This window comes from Campylobacter avium LMG 24591 (genome assembly GCF_002238335.1).
Lineage (GTDB): Bacteria > Campylobacterota > Campylobacteria > Campylobacterales > Campylobacteraceae > Campylobacter_D > Campylobacter_D avium.
This window is the reverse complement of record NZ_CP022347.1, coordinates 1,407,387-1,424,647: the sequence shown is the minus strand read 5'-3', so window position 1 is coordinate 1,424,647 and position 17,261 is coordinate 1,407,387. Positions and strand designations below refer to the sequence as shown.

17 protein-coding genes and 1 pseudogene are annotated in these 17,261 nt (G+C 33.5%); 17 read left to right on the top strand and 1 reads right to left on the bottom strand.

Annotated elements, in window-relative coordinates:
• Positions 1-486 precede the first annotated feature (486 nt).
• The 17 genes and pseudogenes from CAV_RS07215 to CAV_RS07145 all read left to right on the top strand — a co-directional run bounded on the left by CAV_RS07215 (position 487) and on the right by CAV_RS07145 (position 15,910).
• Positions 487-705 (top strand): hypothetical protein, encoded by a 219-nt coding sequence (locus CAV_RS07215; RefSeq protein ID WP_148131232.1) that lies wholly within the window; start codon positions 487-489, stop codon positions 703-705.
• 421 nt (positions 706-1,126) lie between these two features.
• Positions 1,127-1,462, top strand: coding sequence for a restriction endonuclease (locus tag CAV_RS09130; RefSeq protein WP_245807404.1), 336 nt, complete (start codon positions 1,127-1,129; stop codon positions 1,460-1,462).
• Positions 1,463-1,501: 39 nt separating this feature from the next.
• Positions 1,502-1,669, top strand: a complete 168-nt coding sequence (locus CAV_RS09125; protein WP_245807403.1) for a hypothetical protein — start codon at positions 1,502-1,504, stop codon at positions 1,667-1,669.
• A gap of 83 nt (positions 1,670-1,752) precedes the next feature.
• On the top strand, positions 1,753-2,499 hold the full coding sequence (locus tag CAV_RS07200) for a hypothetical protein (protein WP_094325854.1): 747 nt from the start codon (positions 1,753-1,755) through the stop codon (positions 2,497-2,499).
• Between the two features lie 37 nt (positions 2,500-2,536).
• Positions 2,537-6,514, top strand: coding sequence for an Eco57I restriction-modification methylase domain-containing protein (locus CAV_RS07195; protein WP_094325853.1), 3,978 nt, complete (start codon positions 2,537-2,539; stop codon positions 6,512-6,514).
• A 453-nt stretch (positions 6,515-6,967) separates the two neighbouring features.
• On the top strand, positions 6,968-7,726 hold the full coding sequence (locus CAV_RS07190; protein ID WP_094325852.1) for an RICIN domain-containing protein: 759 nt from the start codon (positions 6,968-6,970) through the stop codon (positions 7,724-7,726).
• 9 nt (positions 7,727-7,735) lie between these two features.
• Positions 7,736-8,596, top strand: coding sequence for a cytolethal distending toxin subunit B family protein (locus tag CAV_RS07185; RefSeq protein ID WP_094325851.1), 861 nt, complete (start codon positions 7,736-7,738; stop codon positions 8,594-8,596).
• A 13-nt stretch (positions 8,597-8,609) separates the two neighbouring features.
• The gene (locus CAV_RS07180; RefSeq protein ID WP_157676354.1) at positions 8,610-9,185 is read left to right on the top strand and encodes an RICIN domain-containing protein; all 576 of its coding nucleotides are present in this window, start codon (positions 8,610-8,612) and stop codon (positions 9,183-9,185) included.
• A gap of 23 nt (positions 9,186-9,208) precedes the next feature.
• On the top strand, positions 9,209-9,391 hold the full coding sequence (locus CAV_RS09120) for a hypothetical protein (RefSeq protein ID WP_245807402.1): 183 nt from the start codon (positions 9,209-9,211) through the stop codon (positions 9,389-9,391).
• Positions 9,392-9,397: 6 nt separating this feature from the next.
• A pseudogene (locus CAV_RS09345) lies at positions 9,398-9,632 on the top strand (type I restriction enzyme HsdR N-terminal domain-containing protein); the annotation flags it as partial.
• Positions 9,609-11,300 (top strand): HsdM family class I SAM-dependent methyltransferase, encoded by a 1,692-nt coding sequence (locus tag CAV_RS07175; protein WP_425426153.1) that lies wholly within the window; start codon positions 9,609-9,611, stop codon positions 11,298-11,300. The pseudogene CAV_RS09345 and the gene CAV_RS07175, both read left to right, overlap by 24 nt.
• Before the next feature lie 186 nt (positions 11,301-11,486).
• Positions 11,487-11,732 (top strand): hypothetical protein, encoded by a 246-nt coding sequence (locus CAV_RS07170; RefSeq protein WP_094752850.1) that lies wholly within the window; start codon positions 11,487-11,489, stop codon positions 11,730-11,732.
• Positions 11,733-11,747: 15 nt separating this feature from the next.
• Entirely contained in the window at positions 11,748-12,263 is a 516-nt protein-coding gene (locus CAV_RS07165; RefSeq protein ID WP_094752849.1) for a hypothetical protein, read from the top strand.
• A 286-nt stretch (positions 12,264-12,549) separates the two neighbouring features.
• On the top strand, positions 12,550-12,855 hold the full coding sequence (locus CAV_RS07160) for a hypothetical protein (RefSeq protein ID WP_094325848.1): 306 nt from the start codon (positions 12,550-12,552) through the stop codon (positions 12,853-12,855).
• Complete coding sequence (locus CAV_RS07155; protein WP_094325847.1) at positions 12,845-13,897, top strand: restriction endonuclease subunit S domain-containing protein; 1,053 nt, start codon at positions 12,845-12,847, stop codon at positions 13,895-13,897. The genes CAV_RS07160 and CAV_RS07155 overlap by 11 nt, the downstream gene beginning before the upstream one ends.
• Positions 13,898-13,926: 29 nt before the next feature.
• Positions 13,927-14,139 carry a restriction endonuclease subunit S domain-containing protein gene (locus tag CAV_RS07150; protein ID WP_094325846.1) on the top strand — a complete coding sequence of 71 codons (213 nt, stop codon included), beginning with the start codon at positions 13,927-13,929 and terminating at the stop codon, positions 14,137-14,139.
• A gap of 526 nt (positions 14,140-14,665) precedes the next feature.
• On the top strand, positions 14,666-15,910 hold the full coding sequence (locus CAV_RS07145; protein WP_094325845.1) for a glycosyltransferase family 2 protein: 1,245 nt from the start codon (positions 14,666-14,668) through the stop codon (positions 15,908-15,910).
• Between the two features lie 224 nt (positions 15,911-16,134).
• Here the strand turns inward: CAV_RS07145 and CAV_RS07140 are convergent, their stop codons facing one another.
• The gene (locus CAV_RS07140; protein WP_094325844.1) at positions 16,135-17,253 is read right to left on the bottom strand and encodes a hypothetical protein; all 1,119 of its coding nucleotides are present in this window, start codon (positions 17,251-17,253) and stop codon (positions 16,135-16,137) included.
• Between the last annotated feature and the right edge of the window lie 8 nt (positions 17,254-17,261).

Genomic DNA, 17,261 nt, shown 5'->3' with positions numbered 1-17,261 from the left:
TACAAGAATAAAATAAAAAGTGTCTTAATGTCTATGTACTCTTTGATAAAGAGGCGTTTTAGATTGTGTCAGCTTTTAGAGATAAACCCGGTGTAGTCAATGTCGATGGATTTCGCAATGAATCTGGCAGCGATTTTCGATGCGAATGAAAACCGTTCACAGCTTTATACTTACGATACTTTTGATTTTAATGTGCCTATCTCTTACTCATGCGGAGTTTGGATATCAAGCTGATTTTTTGCAAGAAAATGCAGGACTTGCATTTGAGGGCAGCCTTTCATGGTTTTTGGCTTTAGTGTGTTGTGGTATAAAAGTAGTATTAAGTAATACAAAAGATTCTGATAATCGATAAAATTGGTAATATACGATATCGATGTGATAATTCGATTGTTTGAATATTGAATTAGATATAATGAAGAAATGAAAAGATTTTTTGAGTATTTTTTAGCTAAATGGCTATTTTTGGTAACAGTATTTCTATTATATATGCCTGCATTTGCCTATGATATGAGACAAAACACAAATGATATGGCATATCATTTTTCTAGTCGTAATGATGTTTTCTTGTTGCCCTATGCAAAAGAATCGCTTGACCAATACCAAGAGAGAAACAAATATGTGCATACTATCGCCAATAACTCTCCTAGCAACAATCGCGGTAGCCATTCTAATTGGACACTTTATAGAAACTATGAGGGAGGCTGAGAAGAAGCAGGAACAATAGATAGAATGATAACAGTGTTTTTAAAAGGGGGTGCCGCTGCCTTTTTGATATTTTTAGTCATATTGAATAAGACAAGAAATTGGTTTCTAGGCATTATTGGTTTTATAGTCCTTATTGGCACTTTTTTCTTTTTTGCACCAGATACCGATTATGGGTATTTAATGGCATTTCTAGGGTTTTTGGTGGGAGGTATCTTGGTATGGAGATTTAACCGATAGTCTAAGGCTTATAAATATTGTATTGTTAAAAGGCAAGATTTCAGAGGATAATGTACAGCATGTATTGTAGTTTTGCTATAATTTTGTGCCTTAACACTCAAGATATAATTACAATCAAGCTTGAAAACATAGAAGTTTATAATCATAAAAAAATGAAATTAGTCTCAATGTAAGGGAAATCTCAATGGAATTTTTGCTTTTTTGTTTATTTTTCGCTGCTTTATTGCCTTTACTTTTATTTCGTAAGAAGTCTAGGTGCAGTGATTATGAGGATTACAGAGATTCTGATACCACTTCACACACTACCACGCAAAGCAAGATTCAAGCCAACACACATAATACATTTTCTTTAAAAAATAAAGAAAAAGGCGATAAATATGAGCTACAGATTCTAAGACATTATAAAAAACAAGGCTATAAGGTCTATCCACAAGGATTTATAAAAGGAAGGGCTGATGGTGGTATTGATTTGGTAGCATATAAGGGGAGTGAGGCACTTTTGATTCAATGTAAAAATTAGGAGTACAAACAGGTAAAGCAGGAGCATTTACGAATCTTTATGGGCGATTGTGCAGCGTATTTAGAAAAAAACCAAAAAATATTTGCTAAAAAGAATGTAAGGCGGGTTTTCATAACAAGCTGTGAGAATCTTGACTATGGCGTAAAGAAGTTTTTAGAGGAAAATGATGTGGAGTATAAGATTGTGGCTTACAGAAAAGATGTATAAGAATATCATTTCTTAATGATTTAGGACTTTCAGCTACCATACGCTTTAAAATAAATACTAAAGCTACGATGAGGAAATAATAAATGAGTAGAGACTTAAAATATGATGAGTTTTTCTTTAGGCGTGAAAATCGCATAGTAAGTATTATGGATATAAATAACAACTACTTATACTATCAAAATGAAATGTTTTGTCCAGATTGTCATAGGGCTGAACTATCATTTGTAAATAACACAAATAAGACTCCCCATTTGCGCACAAAACAAAATTCCACACACACTCAAGGCTGCCCCCATAACTACAATGTAGCTTCTAATAAAACAATAATCAAATGTTTTACAAATCTAACTAGTGAGCAAATAGAAAATAAGCTTAATTCTATGATGCGCTATCTTTGCGTAGCACAACACACAAGAAATGAAAATACCTCAAGCAATAATGTAGAGCATAATCCAATGCTCATAAAAACACAAAAATCACAAGAAACAAAGGAAATACAAGCGATAAAAAGAAAAAGCTTTAATATAGCTATCAACGAAAAAGATTTGGCTTGTATTTGTGTTTTCTACGGAAAAGTTAAGCTAAGTGTTGAGGAGATAATTCAAGATAAAAAACACTATGCTTTCTTGAAAATTTTTGCCAAAAATAAACAAAAGTTCAATATTTATATCCCCAAACATTTTATACCAAAAGACATAGAAACAGATACAGAGTATAATTTTGTAGCTATAGGGACTATTAAAAATATTTCTGAGTTTTTAAAGATAGAGCTACTTTTAGGGCAAAAATACGACGATAAATCAATTAGCATAAAATATCAAAAATGTTAAAATACTATCAGATATTTTAACGCTCTAAGGAATCCCAATGCCACACGCTTTTCACTTTTTAAGCAATAATCTTTTCACCAGCTACACATTAGAAGTTGATTTCCCACAAATTTATGACTTTGAGGGCAATAAAGACCAAGCTAAAAAAGCTCTAGATTCCATAAAAGCTATATATAATAAAGAAAAATTTATAAGCCAAAATGAACACCAGTTTGAAGATGATTTTATTAGCGAAGTATTAGAGATTCTAGGTTGGAGCTTTATAAGACAAGAGGAGAAAATCATTCAAGGTAAGCTAGAAAAGCCAGATTTTTTGCTTTTCACAAATCAAGATTCTAAAAATACCTATTTGCAAATCCCAAAAGAGCAACGCACGGCAAATAACGAGCATTTTAGTGTCATCGCAGAATCTAAAGCCTACAAAGTAGAAATAGATAATAAAAAAATCAAAGACAATCCACACTTTCAGATTTTACGCTATCTCTCAAATCTCAAAAAAGATTATGGAATCTTGACCAATGGACGCATTTGGCGTTTTTATGATAATTCTAAGCTAAGTGCCACCAAAATCTTTTATGAGATAGATTTAGAGGCAATTTTAGCAATGGATAATCCTCACGATGAAAGCACTTTAGAATCTAGCCGCCAAGCAGAGTCAAAAAGCCACATTTTATCCCAGCTACAAGCCTTCAACTACTTCTACCATATTTTCCACGCAAAGAATTTCACGCAAGATTCTAAAGACACAAGCACCATATCCCACATCTTAGAGAAAAACGCCCAGTCCAAAACCAACATAGAAGACGATTTGCAATCTCTTATCTATGGTATCAATGGCAGAGATTCACTCTTTGAGAAAATTGGTGCTTGTATCTATGCGGCTAATGCAGAATCTAGCCTTGAGCAAGTCTATGAAAATGCCTTGTATTTCATCTTTCGCCTCCTTTTTATCGCCTATTTTGAAGATAAATTCGATGACGTGTTAGAAAAACACTCTTGTTTTAAGCAACGCATAAGCCTCTATGCCCTCCTTAATGAGATAAAATATGACGAGGTAAAGCAGTCAGGAGTTAGCCCAAAACACAAAAGCTACATAGGCATAGCAAGACTAGAAGAAATTTTTAGAATCTACAATGAGGGAAACCCAAACTATGATATGCCGCTCTTTAATGGCGGATTATTTGATAGCACTAAGACAGCTCTTTTAGCTACACCAAAGATTTTTAGTGATACGGATTTAATAGAGATTTTAGAAACACTTTTCTACTACACAGATTCTCTAAACACATACAAAAGAGACTATCGCACACTAAGCGTAGCACATCTAGGCACGATTTATGAAGGGCTACTCTCTTACTTTTTTGACAAGGCAGATGAGGATATTTTCTACCTAGTCTATGCGCCCAAAATACGAGGTAAGGCAAAGGGCAAAGCAAAATCCCAAGACATCATAGAGGGCTATTTCGATAGCTATGATTATGAAAAAATCGCAAAAACTCATACCATACATAGAATCCAAAACTACAAAAAAGGACAAATCTATCTCAAAAATACAAGTAATTCACGCAAAAGCACCGCAAGCTTTTACACACCAGAATCTATCACAAAATTCCTGTGCCAAGAAGCACTACAAGAGTCCATCAAAACTACACTCAATGATAAGAATATCTTACGCTTTAAAATCCTAGATAATGCCTGTGGCAGTGGGCATTTCCTCATAGAAAGTCTCAATGCTATTACCAAAATAGTCTTAGAAAGCTTTGATTCTTTCCCAAGTTTCAAAACCTTATATGAGAGGGAAAAAGACAACATCACACAAAATATCACAGAGTATATTAAAGATTACCAAATCGATGAGAGTGATATTATAAAAAGGCTCTTGCTTAAACGCGTGATTTTTGGGGTCGATGTCAATCCCTTTAGCATAGAGCTTAGTAAGCTTTCTTTGTGGATAGATAGCTTTATCTTTGGCACGCCTCTAAGTTTCCTAGAGCATCATATCAAATGTGGTAATGCCCTAATTGGCACAAGCATTGCAGACTTTAAGCAAAACACTTTGGCAAAAAGCAAAGGTCTTTTCTTGCAGGATTTAGATTCAAAATTTAATGCTCTACAAGAAGTTTTCTACAAGCTAGATTCTATAAAAGATAGCACAGAAATAGATATAAAAGAAAGTAAAAGACTTTATCAAGATGAGATTCTACCCACACTAACCAAACTCAATCTATATTTAAATTACCAAAATGCTAAACATTTTATAAAAGACCCACAAGAAAGACAATCCCTCCTAGCCTTGCAACAAGCAGGTTTGGAGAGCCTAGAACAAGATAAAAAAGCAAAAGATCTTATAGAATCCTATGCTAAAACATATCGCTTTTTTAACTACGAAATAGAATTTCCAGAGATAGTAAGCGATGGTGTTTTTATAGGCTTTGACATTATCATAGGCAATCCGCCGTGGGATAAAACGAAATTTAGCGATTCTGATTTTTTCCCGCAGTTTATAAGCAACTACCGCACACTAAGTAATTCCAAAAAAGAGGAAATCAAAACAAATCTCCTTGACAAGCCCTATATCAAAGCACAATACGAGAGAGAAAAAACCTTTATACAAAGTGTCAATGACTACTACAAAGAGAGCTACCCGCTAAATAGTGGCAGCGGTGATGGCAATCTCTTTCGATTCTTTGTTGAAAAGAACTTACATTTACTAGCCAAAAATGCCACATTAAACTATGTCCTCCCAAGTGCGCTAATGCTAGAAGAGGGTAGCTTGTCCCTGCGTAAAGAAATCTTAGAAAACAAAAGGCTCAACTTTTTTTATAGTTTTGAAAATCGTGAGAAAATTTTTGATATAGATTCACGCTACAAATTTGCCCTTATGCAGGTGCAAAACACACAAGCAGATTCCACACATAAAATCAAAACAATGTTTTATAAAACAAACATAGATTCTGTGTATGACACAAACAATATCATAGAAACTAGCCTTGAAGAGATAGCTACCCTAAGCCCTAGTCAGCTTGCCTTGCAAGAAGTGCGTGATAAAAAAGACTTAGAAATTCTAGCCAAATGCTATGCTAGTTTTAAGCCGCTTAGCCTAGAATGGCTAGATTTTCGTAACGAATTGCATATGACAGCGGATAAAGATTTATTTATAGAATCTTTTTCCGATGATCTTTTGCCTCTTTATGAAGGTAAGATGATACATCAGTTTAACGCAGAGTTTAGCGAACCTACCTACTTTTTAGATTCTACAAGCTTTGATAAGCGACTAAGAAGCAAGGAAATCCACCGCTTAAAGCAAGACTTGGGACTAAATAGCAAGGAATACGAGAGACTATTAGAATCTATGCTAGAGGGCAAAGAATCTAAAATGACAAAAGAAGAGCTAGAAGATTCTATTATCCGCTATGATAGGGAGTTTTTTAGACTGGGCTTTAGAGGTATAGCTAGTGATACTAATGAACGCACTTTGATATTTTCACTTTTACCAAAAAATGTAGGATTTGGACATAGCATGTTTGCAAATATCCCTAAACGATGCATTATAGATTCTCATGGCGCTATTGCTATACAGAGTGTGAGCCACAAAAGACTTTTATTTGCTTTAGGGATTTTCAACTCTTTAGTGGTGGATTATATCGCTAGAGGTATGGTGCAAATCAATGTGAGTAAGACTTACCTAGAGCGAATCCCTCTGCCACAGCCAAGCGATGAAGAATTAGAATCTAAGCAAGACTATGCCTATATCTATAAAAATGCCTTGATACTACAGCTCTATCACGACAAAGCGGGGGATTTTGAGGATTTGCAAAAAGAGTTTGGTATAGATAAAGGGCAGATTCCAAGCACACAAAAAGCCTATGACACCTTGAGGGCAAAGCTTGATATACATATCGCTAAGCTCTATGGACTAAGTAAAGAGGAGTTTTGTGCCATGCTAGAATCTTTTAAAGTCTTGAATGACAAACAGCCCCACTACATCGCTTTACTTAAAAGCTTATGGGAGTGAAAATAACAAGACATAAAAACATTGCTAGGAATACCACAAAAAAGAATTTTGTTACTATGAAAATAAAACGACTTATCCTACCATTTATACATTCTTGGGGCGATTGTGCAACGTATTTAGAGAAAAGCAAAAAATATTTGCTAAAAAGAATGTAAGGCGAGTTTTCATAAGCAGCTGGTGAGAATCTTGATTATGGCGTGAAGTAATTTAATACTCCTGCCGCCACTTGAGATTTAACAACAAATCGTAGAAAATATAGAATCTAAGCAAAAAATCATAGAAGAAAATAAAAGTAAGATTAAAGATTTACAAACAAATATAGATAAAGAATCCCAAGATCTCATTCTTGCCTAGCAATAAGCTTTCTTCTAAAACAAAAAAAACACGATAATACATATATCATAAAAAAACTTATGTTAAAATTTATAAAACTTCCGATTTAAAGGATTATTTATGCGTTTTTATCATTATATCTTAGTGCTTATGCTTATAAGCACACTTACAGCTTGTTCAAAGCACAAAACTTCGCATACACAGTCTAACACAAACGCTAATGTAAGCAAGATAGAGTTTGGCATAGGCGATAAGCCTACTTTGCCTATTAAGAATTACAATGACAATTCCAGTGATGTCAAGCTTGTAAGCGGTGCGGCTGTGTCTAAAAAACTTATTAGAGATTTTCTTGCCTCAACTGCGTCTAAAGATTCAAATAGCATTAATCAAATACAAAGACTTGATACATCAGATTCCGTAACGCTTATGAGTGCAGGAGGAGGGGTTTTAACAGTTTGGGCTACTAATGTTGGGAATTGGGTTTGGGGTTATGCTCCACGCGATAGTTTAAATTTAGGCAATGCCCGTCAATGGAAAATTCTAAGTAGGGCAAATGGTAAAGTAAGTTTTGTGAATTTACAGACTAATACTTGTCTAAGCGCTTATAAAAACGGCGTTATTCATATGCCTTGTGATAGCAATAATCCCGCACAAATTTGGAATCTAAATACCTTTGCTAATCGCGCCACTCAAATTCAAAATGAGGCTAGCAATACCTGCTTACAAACACCGCTCATTAGGCAAACTAGAGCACTTAGTATCTTTTTAATGCCTTGTGCTAGTGCAGGTAAGGCATTAAAAGCTGATGCAAACATCGAACAGCAGTGGTATATCACCGCACCTCTTATAAGAACTACACCTATTTTTTTTATAAATTAGGAGAAAGCTATGTTTAATATATTTTTGAAGCGATATTATAAGCCTTTGCGTCTTTATGGTATTATATTTTTGATTGTAATAAGTCCTTTATTTGCTAATATAGAGGATTTTAAAATAGGCACTTGGAATTTGCAAGGTTCATCAGCAAGTACTGAAAGCAAATGGAATGTAAGTATTCGTCAGCTTATCACAGGCATTAATGCGGTTAATATTCTTATGGTACAAGAAGCTGGAAGTATTCCTCGTTCGGCTCGTCCAACGGGTAGGGTTGTGCAACCCGGCGGCACACCGGTGGAGGAATTTGTTTGGGAGCTTGGCACTTCATCAAGACCTAGAGCTGTGTTTATCTACTATGCACCCATTGATGTAGGTGCAAGACGCGTGAATTTAGCTATTGTATCCGATAGACAGGCTGATGAGGTGTTTGTGGTGCGACAAGATAGGGTTGCTACAGATGTTTCACGCCCAGCACTTGGCATACGCATAGGTAATGATGTATTTTTCTCGCTTCACGCATTAGCAAATGGCGGTGGCGACGCAAGTGCGTTGGTAACTGCCATACACGATAATTTTATTGGAATGCCAAACATAAATTGGCTTATTGCAGGTGATTTTAATAGAGAACCAGCGAGTTTGCTTAGCGGGCTTGATACTCGCGTAACAAATAATATACGCATCGTATCTCCAAACACAGCCACTCATTTTAGTGCTAGTGGTTCAAACAGAGTACTAGATTATGCTATTGTTGGAAATACCCAACCACAAGGTGCTGCTGCTGTTTTGCCAAGCATAAGTGCGATTTTAATGGCAGCAAGTGTTCGCTCATATCTTAGCTCAGATCATTTTCCTGTGCGTTTTAGCAAGTTTTAGTTAAGGAGTTATGATGAATTTTAATTTTAAAATTTTATTGATTTGTATGATAACGGGATTTAGCCTTTTCGTATCGCAACTAAAGGCTATTGATACGCAAGATTTGCCAAATTTCACACCCTCATTTTCTCTTCGCAGTGCTTTTAATGGAGTAGCTTTAACTGTTGATAGAAATCAAATTAATTGGGATTTGCTTGAAATTACAGATGAAAAGCAAATTGAAATTTTGTCTAAGAATGATCCTTTCGCTTCATTTAATTTAGGCTATGTGCAGTTTGTAAGCTTAGATGATAAGGATAAGTGTATGGCTATTAATGAAAACGGGAATTTTGTGCTTAAATCTTGCAAGGAGGATTTAGATAAGGATGAGCGAGAGAGTGTATTTTCTTTTATCCCGACATCAACATCAGCAGTGCAAATTCGCTCTATGGTGCTTAATGCAAATGAGTGTATAAGTGTCGTTGATACCCCAAGCGGCAGTATTTTTGGGCTTAAGCCTTGCTCTGTGCAATCTCTTACCTTCATTGATTTGCGTAATCTTTTGTTGATTTTGCCACCTTTTGAGGCTTCTACCCTCATTAATCCATAGATATTTTGATTAAAAAGGACGATATGAAACTCCAAGAAATATTTAAAGATAGCGATTATAGTTTAAATTTGTTTGATGAGAATGCTATCAAGAAGCTAGAATCTAAAATTATTACTAAAGATTCTAAAGGTGGGCTTGTGTATTATATCCCATGCCTTATTCGCGATAAAGATATAAAACTTACTCCAGAGGAGGTAGTGCGCTAACTCTACATTGATAAACTCATTAATGAATATGGATATGCAAAAAATAGAATTCAAGTAGAATACGCTGTGCATTTTGGACGTGAAAAAAAGAGCAGACATTGTCATTATGAATAAAATCCAAACCACTGCTGTGTATATCATCATAGAAGTTAAAAAGCCAAAGTTAAAAGATGGCAAAGAGCAGTTAAAGAGCTATTGTAACGCCACAGGAGCGACTATGGCAGTGTGGAGTAATGGCTTACAGACAAGCTATTTTCATAGAAAGGATCCAAATTATTTTGAAGAAATCCCAGATATCCCTACAAGCGATAAAACCCTTAAAGATATCTTACAAGAGAAATTTACCTTTGATGATTTAATGGCAATAGATGTTTTAAAAACACAAAAGCGAAGTTTAAAAAATATTATTAAAGATATGGAAGATGAGGTATTGGCAAATGCTGGGGTTGATGTTTTTGAAGAGTGCTTTAAGCTTATATTTATAAAGCTTTATGATGAGCTAGAGGGAGCAAGAGATAAGGATAAGAATTTAGAGTTTAAAAACTACGGAGAATCTGATTCAGAGCTTAAAAATAAAATCGAAAAGCTATTTACTAAGGCAAAGGAGAAATGGGAAGGTGTATTTAGTGCCGATGAGAAAATCCGCCTTAGCCCCTCGCATCTAAGCGCATGTGTAGCTTCACTCTATAAGGTTAAGTTTTTTAACTCCAACCTAGAAGTGATTGATGATGCCTTTGAGTATTTGGTAAATAAATCTGCTAAGGGCGAGAAGGGTCAGTATTTCACACCCCGCTATGTGATAGATATGTGTGTGAAGATGCTAAATCCAAAAGAAAATGAAAGTATGATAGATACTGCTAGCGGGAGCTGTGGCTTTCCTATACATACTTGCTTTTATGTGTGGAAAAATATTTATAGGCAAAAGGGCATAGAAGCAAGCCATCTTTTTACCGCAGAAAAGAAAATCCCAGAATGTGAAGATTATGTAAAAGAAAAGGTTTTTGGTATTGATTTTGATGAAAAGAGCGTGAGAGTGTCTAAAATGTTAAATTTAATTGCAGGCGATGGGCATACAAATGTGCTGTATCTTAATTCCATTGATTATGAGCGGTGGGAGGATTGGCTCAAAGATGAGAGTTGGATTGATGTGTATAATGATGGCTTTAAAAGGCTTAAAAAATTGCGTGCTACAAAGAATGAAAATAGGGACTTTAGTTTTGATATACTCATGGCAAATCCACCCTTTGCAGGAGATATAAAAGAAAGCAGAATCTTAAATCGCTATGAGCTTGGCAAAAATGCTAGTGGCAAGGTGCAAAATAAAGTCGGTAGGGATATTCTTTTTATCGAACGCAACCTTGATATGTTAAAGCCCGGTGGGCGTATGGCTATAGTTTTGCCACAGGGTAGGTTTAATAACTCAAGCGATAAATATATAAGAGAATTTATCGCTGATAAAGCTAGAATCTTAGCTGTTGTTGGACTACATCAAAATGTCTTTAAGCCTCACACAGGCACGAAAACTTCGGTTTTATTTTTGCAAAAATGGGGCGGTGATGATGGCAAGGGTGGGGAGCTTTGCCCTAAAAAAGAGGATTACAATATATTTTTTGCTACCCAAATGCTACCTAGCAAGGATAATTCAGGCGAGAAAATCTACTACACGCTAGAAAATGCTTTGCTTTTAGATTCTCACGAGCATTTAGTTGTAAAGCACGATTTGTTTAATCCACACTTAGAAGGCGATGAACCACTAAGGCAAAAGAATGAAAGTAATGAGGAATTTCAAGCAAGAATGCAAGAGTATGAGATGAGATGTGAAAAATACAAAACTATCCAAAGTGATGGTATCGCCGAAGCCTTTATAGACTTTGCTAAGGCGGAGGGTTTGAGTTTTTGGAGGGAGTGAAAAATATTTAAAATTTTTATAAAGCTTTTTGTGAAATTATATGAAATAAGCTATGTAATGTGTAAAAGTAAGAAATTTAGAGTAGCCTCTCACAAGAGTACCCCGCAACTTTCGGCAGGTTAGCCCTCTAAATTGTATGTTATTGTAGTATAATTATCGTTAATTAAAAATAAAAAGGGCGAAAAAATGTCTTTTTCTTTACAAGAAAGTGAATATGCAAAAATCAGAGATTTATTTATGGATTGTCCTGATTTATTGACAAGAGATTTTCAAAGACGTATTAAACAAAGCATTAAAGTTCTGCATTTTGCTTACTTATGGGGAGCTTGTAAGGAAGCTAAAATTATTTTACAAAAAGATTCACAAGCCACAAATGCTAATCTTTTTACCTTGATTATGAAGCTTTATACAAAAAGACGAAAAGCTCATTAAGCAAATTTTTTACTTTTGCATTGTTTTGAAAATGCCTTGCGTAGTACTTTGGCAGTGTGCATTGCTAATTTATACAACACAAGCTGTGATGATTGGTTTATAACACAAAAGGCAAATATACAACAAAAAGCAGGTTTAAAATTCATTTTTAAAATGCTTCAGAAAAGAAAAAATAATTTCAAAAAACTGCAAAATACTTGGGAAGTTTTTGATTGTTTGTATCTTGTGGATTTGGAAGATATTATTAGCTTTCATTGGAGCGAATTAAGTCATATCTTTAAAGATAGCAAACAATATAAGAATCAAGAACTGCCAAGTTATGGTACTAAAGAACATTTGATAACAAAACTTAGTCAGATTCGTAAAGCAAGGAATGAAATATTTCATAACAAGCCTACAAAAATTAAATTTAAAAAAGATTTAGAAATTATACTTTTGCGATTAGGTTATAATTTAGAGGACGCCATACAAATTGGCGAAATTTCAAGTGCTATAAGCTTGCAATATAAGTATAAAAACAAGGATTTTTAATCCAAGCAAGATACAATTTTCTAAACGATATCTTAGCAAGTTTTCATAAGGATTTGATGTATTATGCACAGAGGCAGAAGTGGCAGAAAATGACCCGCCTTGAAAGGACTGAAAGTATATCAAAGATTCTATTTTTTGTAAAGACAATGAATGAGGAAATTAAAAACTAACGAAAGATTGGAGACAATTGCCCCCTTGAAAGCACGAGTACTATATCAAATATTTTGTAAATTTTGTATAATTATACAGTCTTTTTTGTTACATAAAGAAGATTAAGGAAAATCCTATGACAAACAAAGCCCTGCAAGACAAATACCCGCATTTAGAAGTCTCTAGCTTAAAACTTAGCGAGCCAAAAAAGGATAATGAAAAAAATAGATTGGATGCCGAATTTTTTAGCAAGAGCTTTATAAACGCTTATTCAAAAGTTAAATCGATGAATCATATATTTTTAAAAGACTGCATAGAGGTTTTAACAGATTATCATTCAAATGGCAGCTATGAGGCATTGAACGAGAATGTAAAAATACAAGATGAAAAAGATTATGCATATATGATTAGAAGTACAGATTTAGAAAAAAATGGATTTTGAAAATGATGTAAAATATATATCTAAACACGCTTATAATTTTTTGACAAAAACTAAAATTTTCGGTGGAGAGGTATTAATCAACAAAATTGGTAGCCCAGGTGCTACCTATATAGTGCCAAATTTAAATATTCCTATTAGTTTGGGTATGAATTTATTTATGATAACAACCAACGAAAAAATATTAAGAAATATATTTTTATATATATATTTAAACACAAAATTAGGCAAGTTGGTAATTTCAAGAAAAATTAATGGAGCAGTTCCTCAAACTATTGATAAAGAAGCTATTAGAACTTTACCAATCCCCATTTTTCCAATGCCTTTTCAGCTAGAGATAGAAAAGCTTGTAAAAGATTCTAATACAGCCTTAGAATCTAGCAAGGCTTTGTATAAGGAAGCTGAAAATTTGCTCTATGAATCTTTAGGGATAGATTCTAAAAATTTAGATTGCCACGACTTGCAGGGCAAGTCTTGTGATGACAGAGGGGAGTCGTCATTGCGATGGAGTGAAACGACCGAAGCAATCTATCCCTTGCGTCATTGTGAATGCAGTGAAGAGTCTGTTGCGAATGCAAACGATCCACATTTGCAAATCCACACACAAGCAAACTACACCATAGCCACCTTTAAAGAATCTTTCCTGCAAACAGGACGACTTGATGCAGAATACTATCAAGCAAAATATGAGAAAAACGAAGCCTTGATAAAAAATTATAAAAATGGTTTTGTGAGACTTAAGGACTTAATAGTTGCACAATCTAGCGGATTTGCCTTTAATAGCGATGAATATGTGCAAGATTCTAACTTAGCTTTGATTAGGATCAATAATATCAAAAATGCAAATTTAGATATGAGTAATGCGGTATTTTTAAGAGATGAGACACAAAATCTTAGCCCAAAAGATAAGGTAAAAAGAGGTGATATACTTATATCAATGTCTGGTAGCATAGGCTTATCCTGTCTTGTGCGAGAAGATATTAATGCTATGATAAATCAAAGGATTTGTAAGATTTCAATCAATGGTTTTCTAAGGATGTTTTAGTTTTATTCTTAAACTCTGTATGTGCTAGATTGCAATTTGATAGGATAGGCACAGGCGGGGTTCAAACAAACATTTCTAGTAACGATATACAAAGCCTCCTAATCCCCTTGCTAGATTCTACAAGCCAAGAAAGGATAGAAAACAAGATCAGACAAAGCTTTGCGCTAAGGGCTAAAAGCAAGAAGCTTTTAAGAATCGCAAAGCAAAGGGTAGAAGAGGCGATAGTTTCTAAAAAAATTTAAGATTTGCTTGCTTTGCAAGGCTTCTTGTTAGAAAATAATGCGAAATAGATTAGAAGCATGTGTAATATAACATTTTGAAAAACTAAACCATAGTGGCGATAAGAAATTTGATCTTAATGCCAAAAATTTGTGACAGAGGATATATCTTACTCAGATGATGATAAAATAAAGGATATATTCATGGCTTATAAACTTTATCCTTTTATCAGCTAAATTTTAGCTAGTATATTTTTATGAGGCATATAGTTTTTATAAAAAAGCAATGCTAGGAGTAAAGGGTAGTATTTTTCTTTAAGAAATGGAGGGCTTTTGGAGGTTATGAAACAAAACGCAATAAAAAAGAAAATGGGGTTTTGCTTAATAATAATATTTATAAAGAGTATCTGAAATTTATTTAAAGAAATTATTTTTTTCAAAAAATTCTTCTTCAAACAAAATTAAAATTCTAGTAAAATTTCACAAAATGTATTTTCTAAATGTATTTACAAATCTTAGCTAAGATAAGAGTTAAAAACTAGGGAAAAATATGAAAATTTCTATCTTAATCCCAATCTATAATGTAGAAAAGTATCTAAGGCAGTGCTTAGATTCTATTTTAAATCAAAAAGATATAAAAGATGTAGCTTTAGATATAGTCTTAGTAGATGATGGCAGCACTGATAAAAGCCTTGATATAGCCATAGAATATGCCAAAAAAGATGAAAGGATCTTTGTTTTAAGCAAGAAAAATGCAGGACTATCAACTGCTAGAAATGCAGCAATTGAGCTTATGAAAGGCACTAAATTAAGAGCTTATTTAGAAAATGAAATTAAAGAAAATGATTTTTCAATCAAATCTTACAAAAACACTCATAGCTTTGATAAAACAGACATAAAAAAGATAAGCAAAGAAGATATTGATAAAAATTTCATTAAACTAGATGAAAGAGTATATAAAACAGAGCTTAGCGATATAAATGACTTAATATTGCAAGATTTGCCAGATGATGTTTATGTACATTTTTTAGATTCTGATGATTATTTAGATGAAAGCTGTATAAGCACTTGTAAAAGATATATACAAGAAAAAGATTTAAATTTATATTTACACAATCTAAGCTCTGTTGATGAAAATTCTAAGCTTATAAAGGAAAAAATTTATCTTGCTTTAAATTTAAAATTAGGTTTTTATGACAATGGTCTTGATTTCTTGCAAAGCAATAAACTTCATGATTTTTACTTTGCTTATCAAGGTGCTTTTAGGGCATCTTTGTTAAATTTATATAAGTTAAGATTTATAAGGCATATATATCATGAAGACCACGACTTTGCTATTATATTATTTTCCTTAAGTCAAAGACTTTTTGTAGATGATAAGGTTTTGCTTTATTATAGAAGCAGGAGCGGTTCTATAATCTCATCTATGCAAGATGATAGCTACCCTAAGAATTTGCCCTTTTACCTAGAGCCTTTAAAAGAGAGCTTTAAAAGCTATAAGGAGCTTAGGAGGTATTATAAGGCTTATGGTATGCTTAGAGCATTTAAGGAAATATACAAGCTAAGAAATGTTTTCAAAAAGGGCTTTTACAAAAAAATGTATTATTATTACTTGCATCAATTTATCTTAAATTATCAATATTTTTTCGATAAAATCGAATCAGAAGAAAAAGAAAAAAATATAAAATTACTTAAAGGCATAGAAGTAAAAAACATAAATCATCTTTATTTAAAATTTAAGCTAATAGAGCTTTATAGACATCCAAAACTTTTGTTTAAAAAGAAAAAAGACTGATTGTTTTTCTTTGACTTTTGGTTTGCGATGTAGAAAATTGTATAGCCTCTTGTTTGCATTCTATCTTAGAGCAAAGTTTTGTAGATGATAAGGGCATAGATATAATTAAAGACCATGAAAAAAAGATATGAAAGCGCAAGCGTGATTGAAAATGAAAATTGGATACCCTTGCTGCTAGAAAGCTTCAAGATTGCCTAGAAGCTTTTATCTTTCTAAGCTTAAAGCTACTTCTTAAGCAAATTCTTAGCCTTTTGCCATAAATTTTTACCCAGCTTCTTGGCTTCGCTAGTGTTTAGTTCTTTGTATTTTTGTGAATTTAGAATTTCAAGGCTATTAAGCTCTTTTTTGAAAGAGGCTATTTTGCTTTGTGCTATCTTATTAAAATCATCTATTTTAGGGTTTTTTCTAAGCTCATTTAACATTAAAGTAAGCTGCTCTTTGCTTTCATTTGCTAGTCTTTTAAGCTTAGCAAACAAAGTATCTAGCTCGTTGTCTAGCAAATTTTGTATGATATCTTTTGCTGGGTTATCAAGTCTTTTGCATTCCATTCTTAGCATGTTTATAAAGTCATTTTCTATATCTATTAATTCTTTTTCTTTTAGGCTTAAATCCTCCTCAAGCTTGCAATACGCAAAACTTTGCTTGAATTTTTCCAAGCCAAGTATAATGCCATCTCTTACACCCTTAATAGCCCCAAAGCACAGCTCTTTAGCGAAAATTTTACTCTCGTTTGCAAGCTCAAATGCGCAAGTTAGGATTATCTGAGCGGATTTTAATATACGCTCTTTTTTATAATCTGTCTCATTTAAGGTGCTGTATAAAAGGTGTTTGGTGATTTCATTTGCCATAAATTCGATGTCTTGTCCATTTTCAAGCGTTGTTATAAAGGCACTTTCTGCGGTTTCTTTTAAAATTTCAAGTGCTTCTATCTCAAACAAAAAGGCGTCATTTATGCTATTTTCAAGCTCATTTTTAAAGCTCGAAGCTTCAAGCATGGTTTTTATATCATAAAAGGACCTGCTAATTTCATTTTTAAGTATGTTTTTTTGTTGATTTATCTTGGCCTTTAAAAGCTCTGATTCCCCTATGTATTGATATAATTTATCCTCCTCAGCCTTTATACTAAGCTTCATAAAAACCCTTATAAGCCTTGTAAGATTTTCATTATCAAACAGACCAATCTTTTTAAGTACAGATAAAAAATTCAGTAAAATTTCATTATCTAGTTGCCTGTTTTGTTTGCGTTTTTGAAGTAGATTAAAAGCCAAATCCTCTAGTATATCCTTAGCTTTTTCCTTATTTTCTAGCAGTAGTTTTTCAAATAAAATTAAAGTATTTTCCATAACAAGTC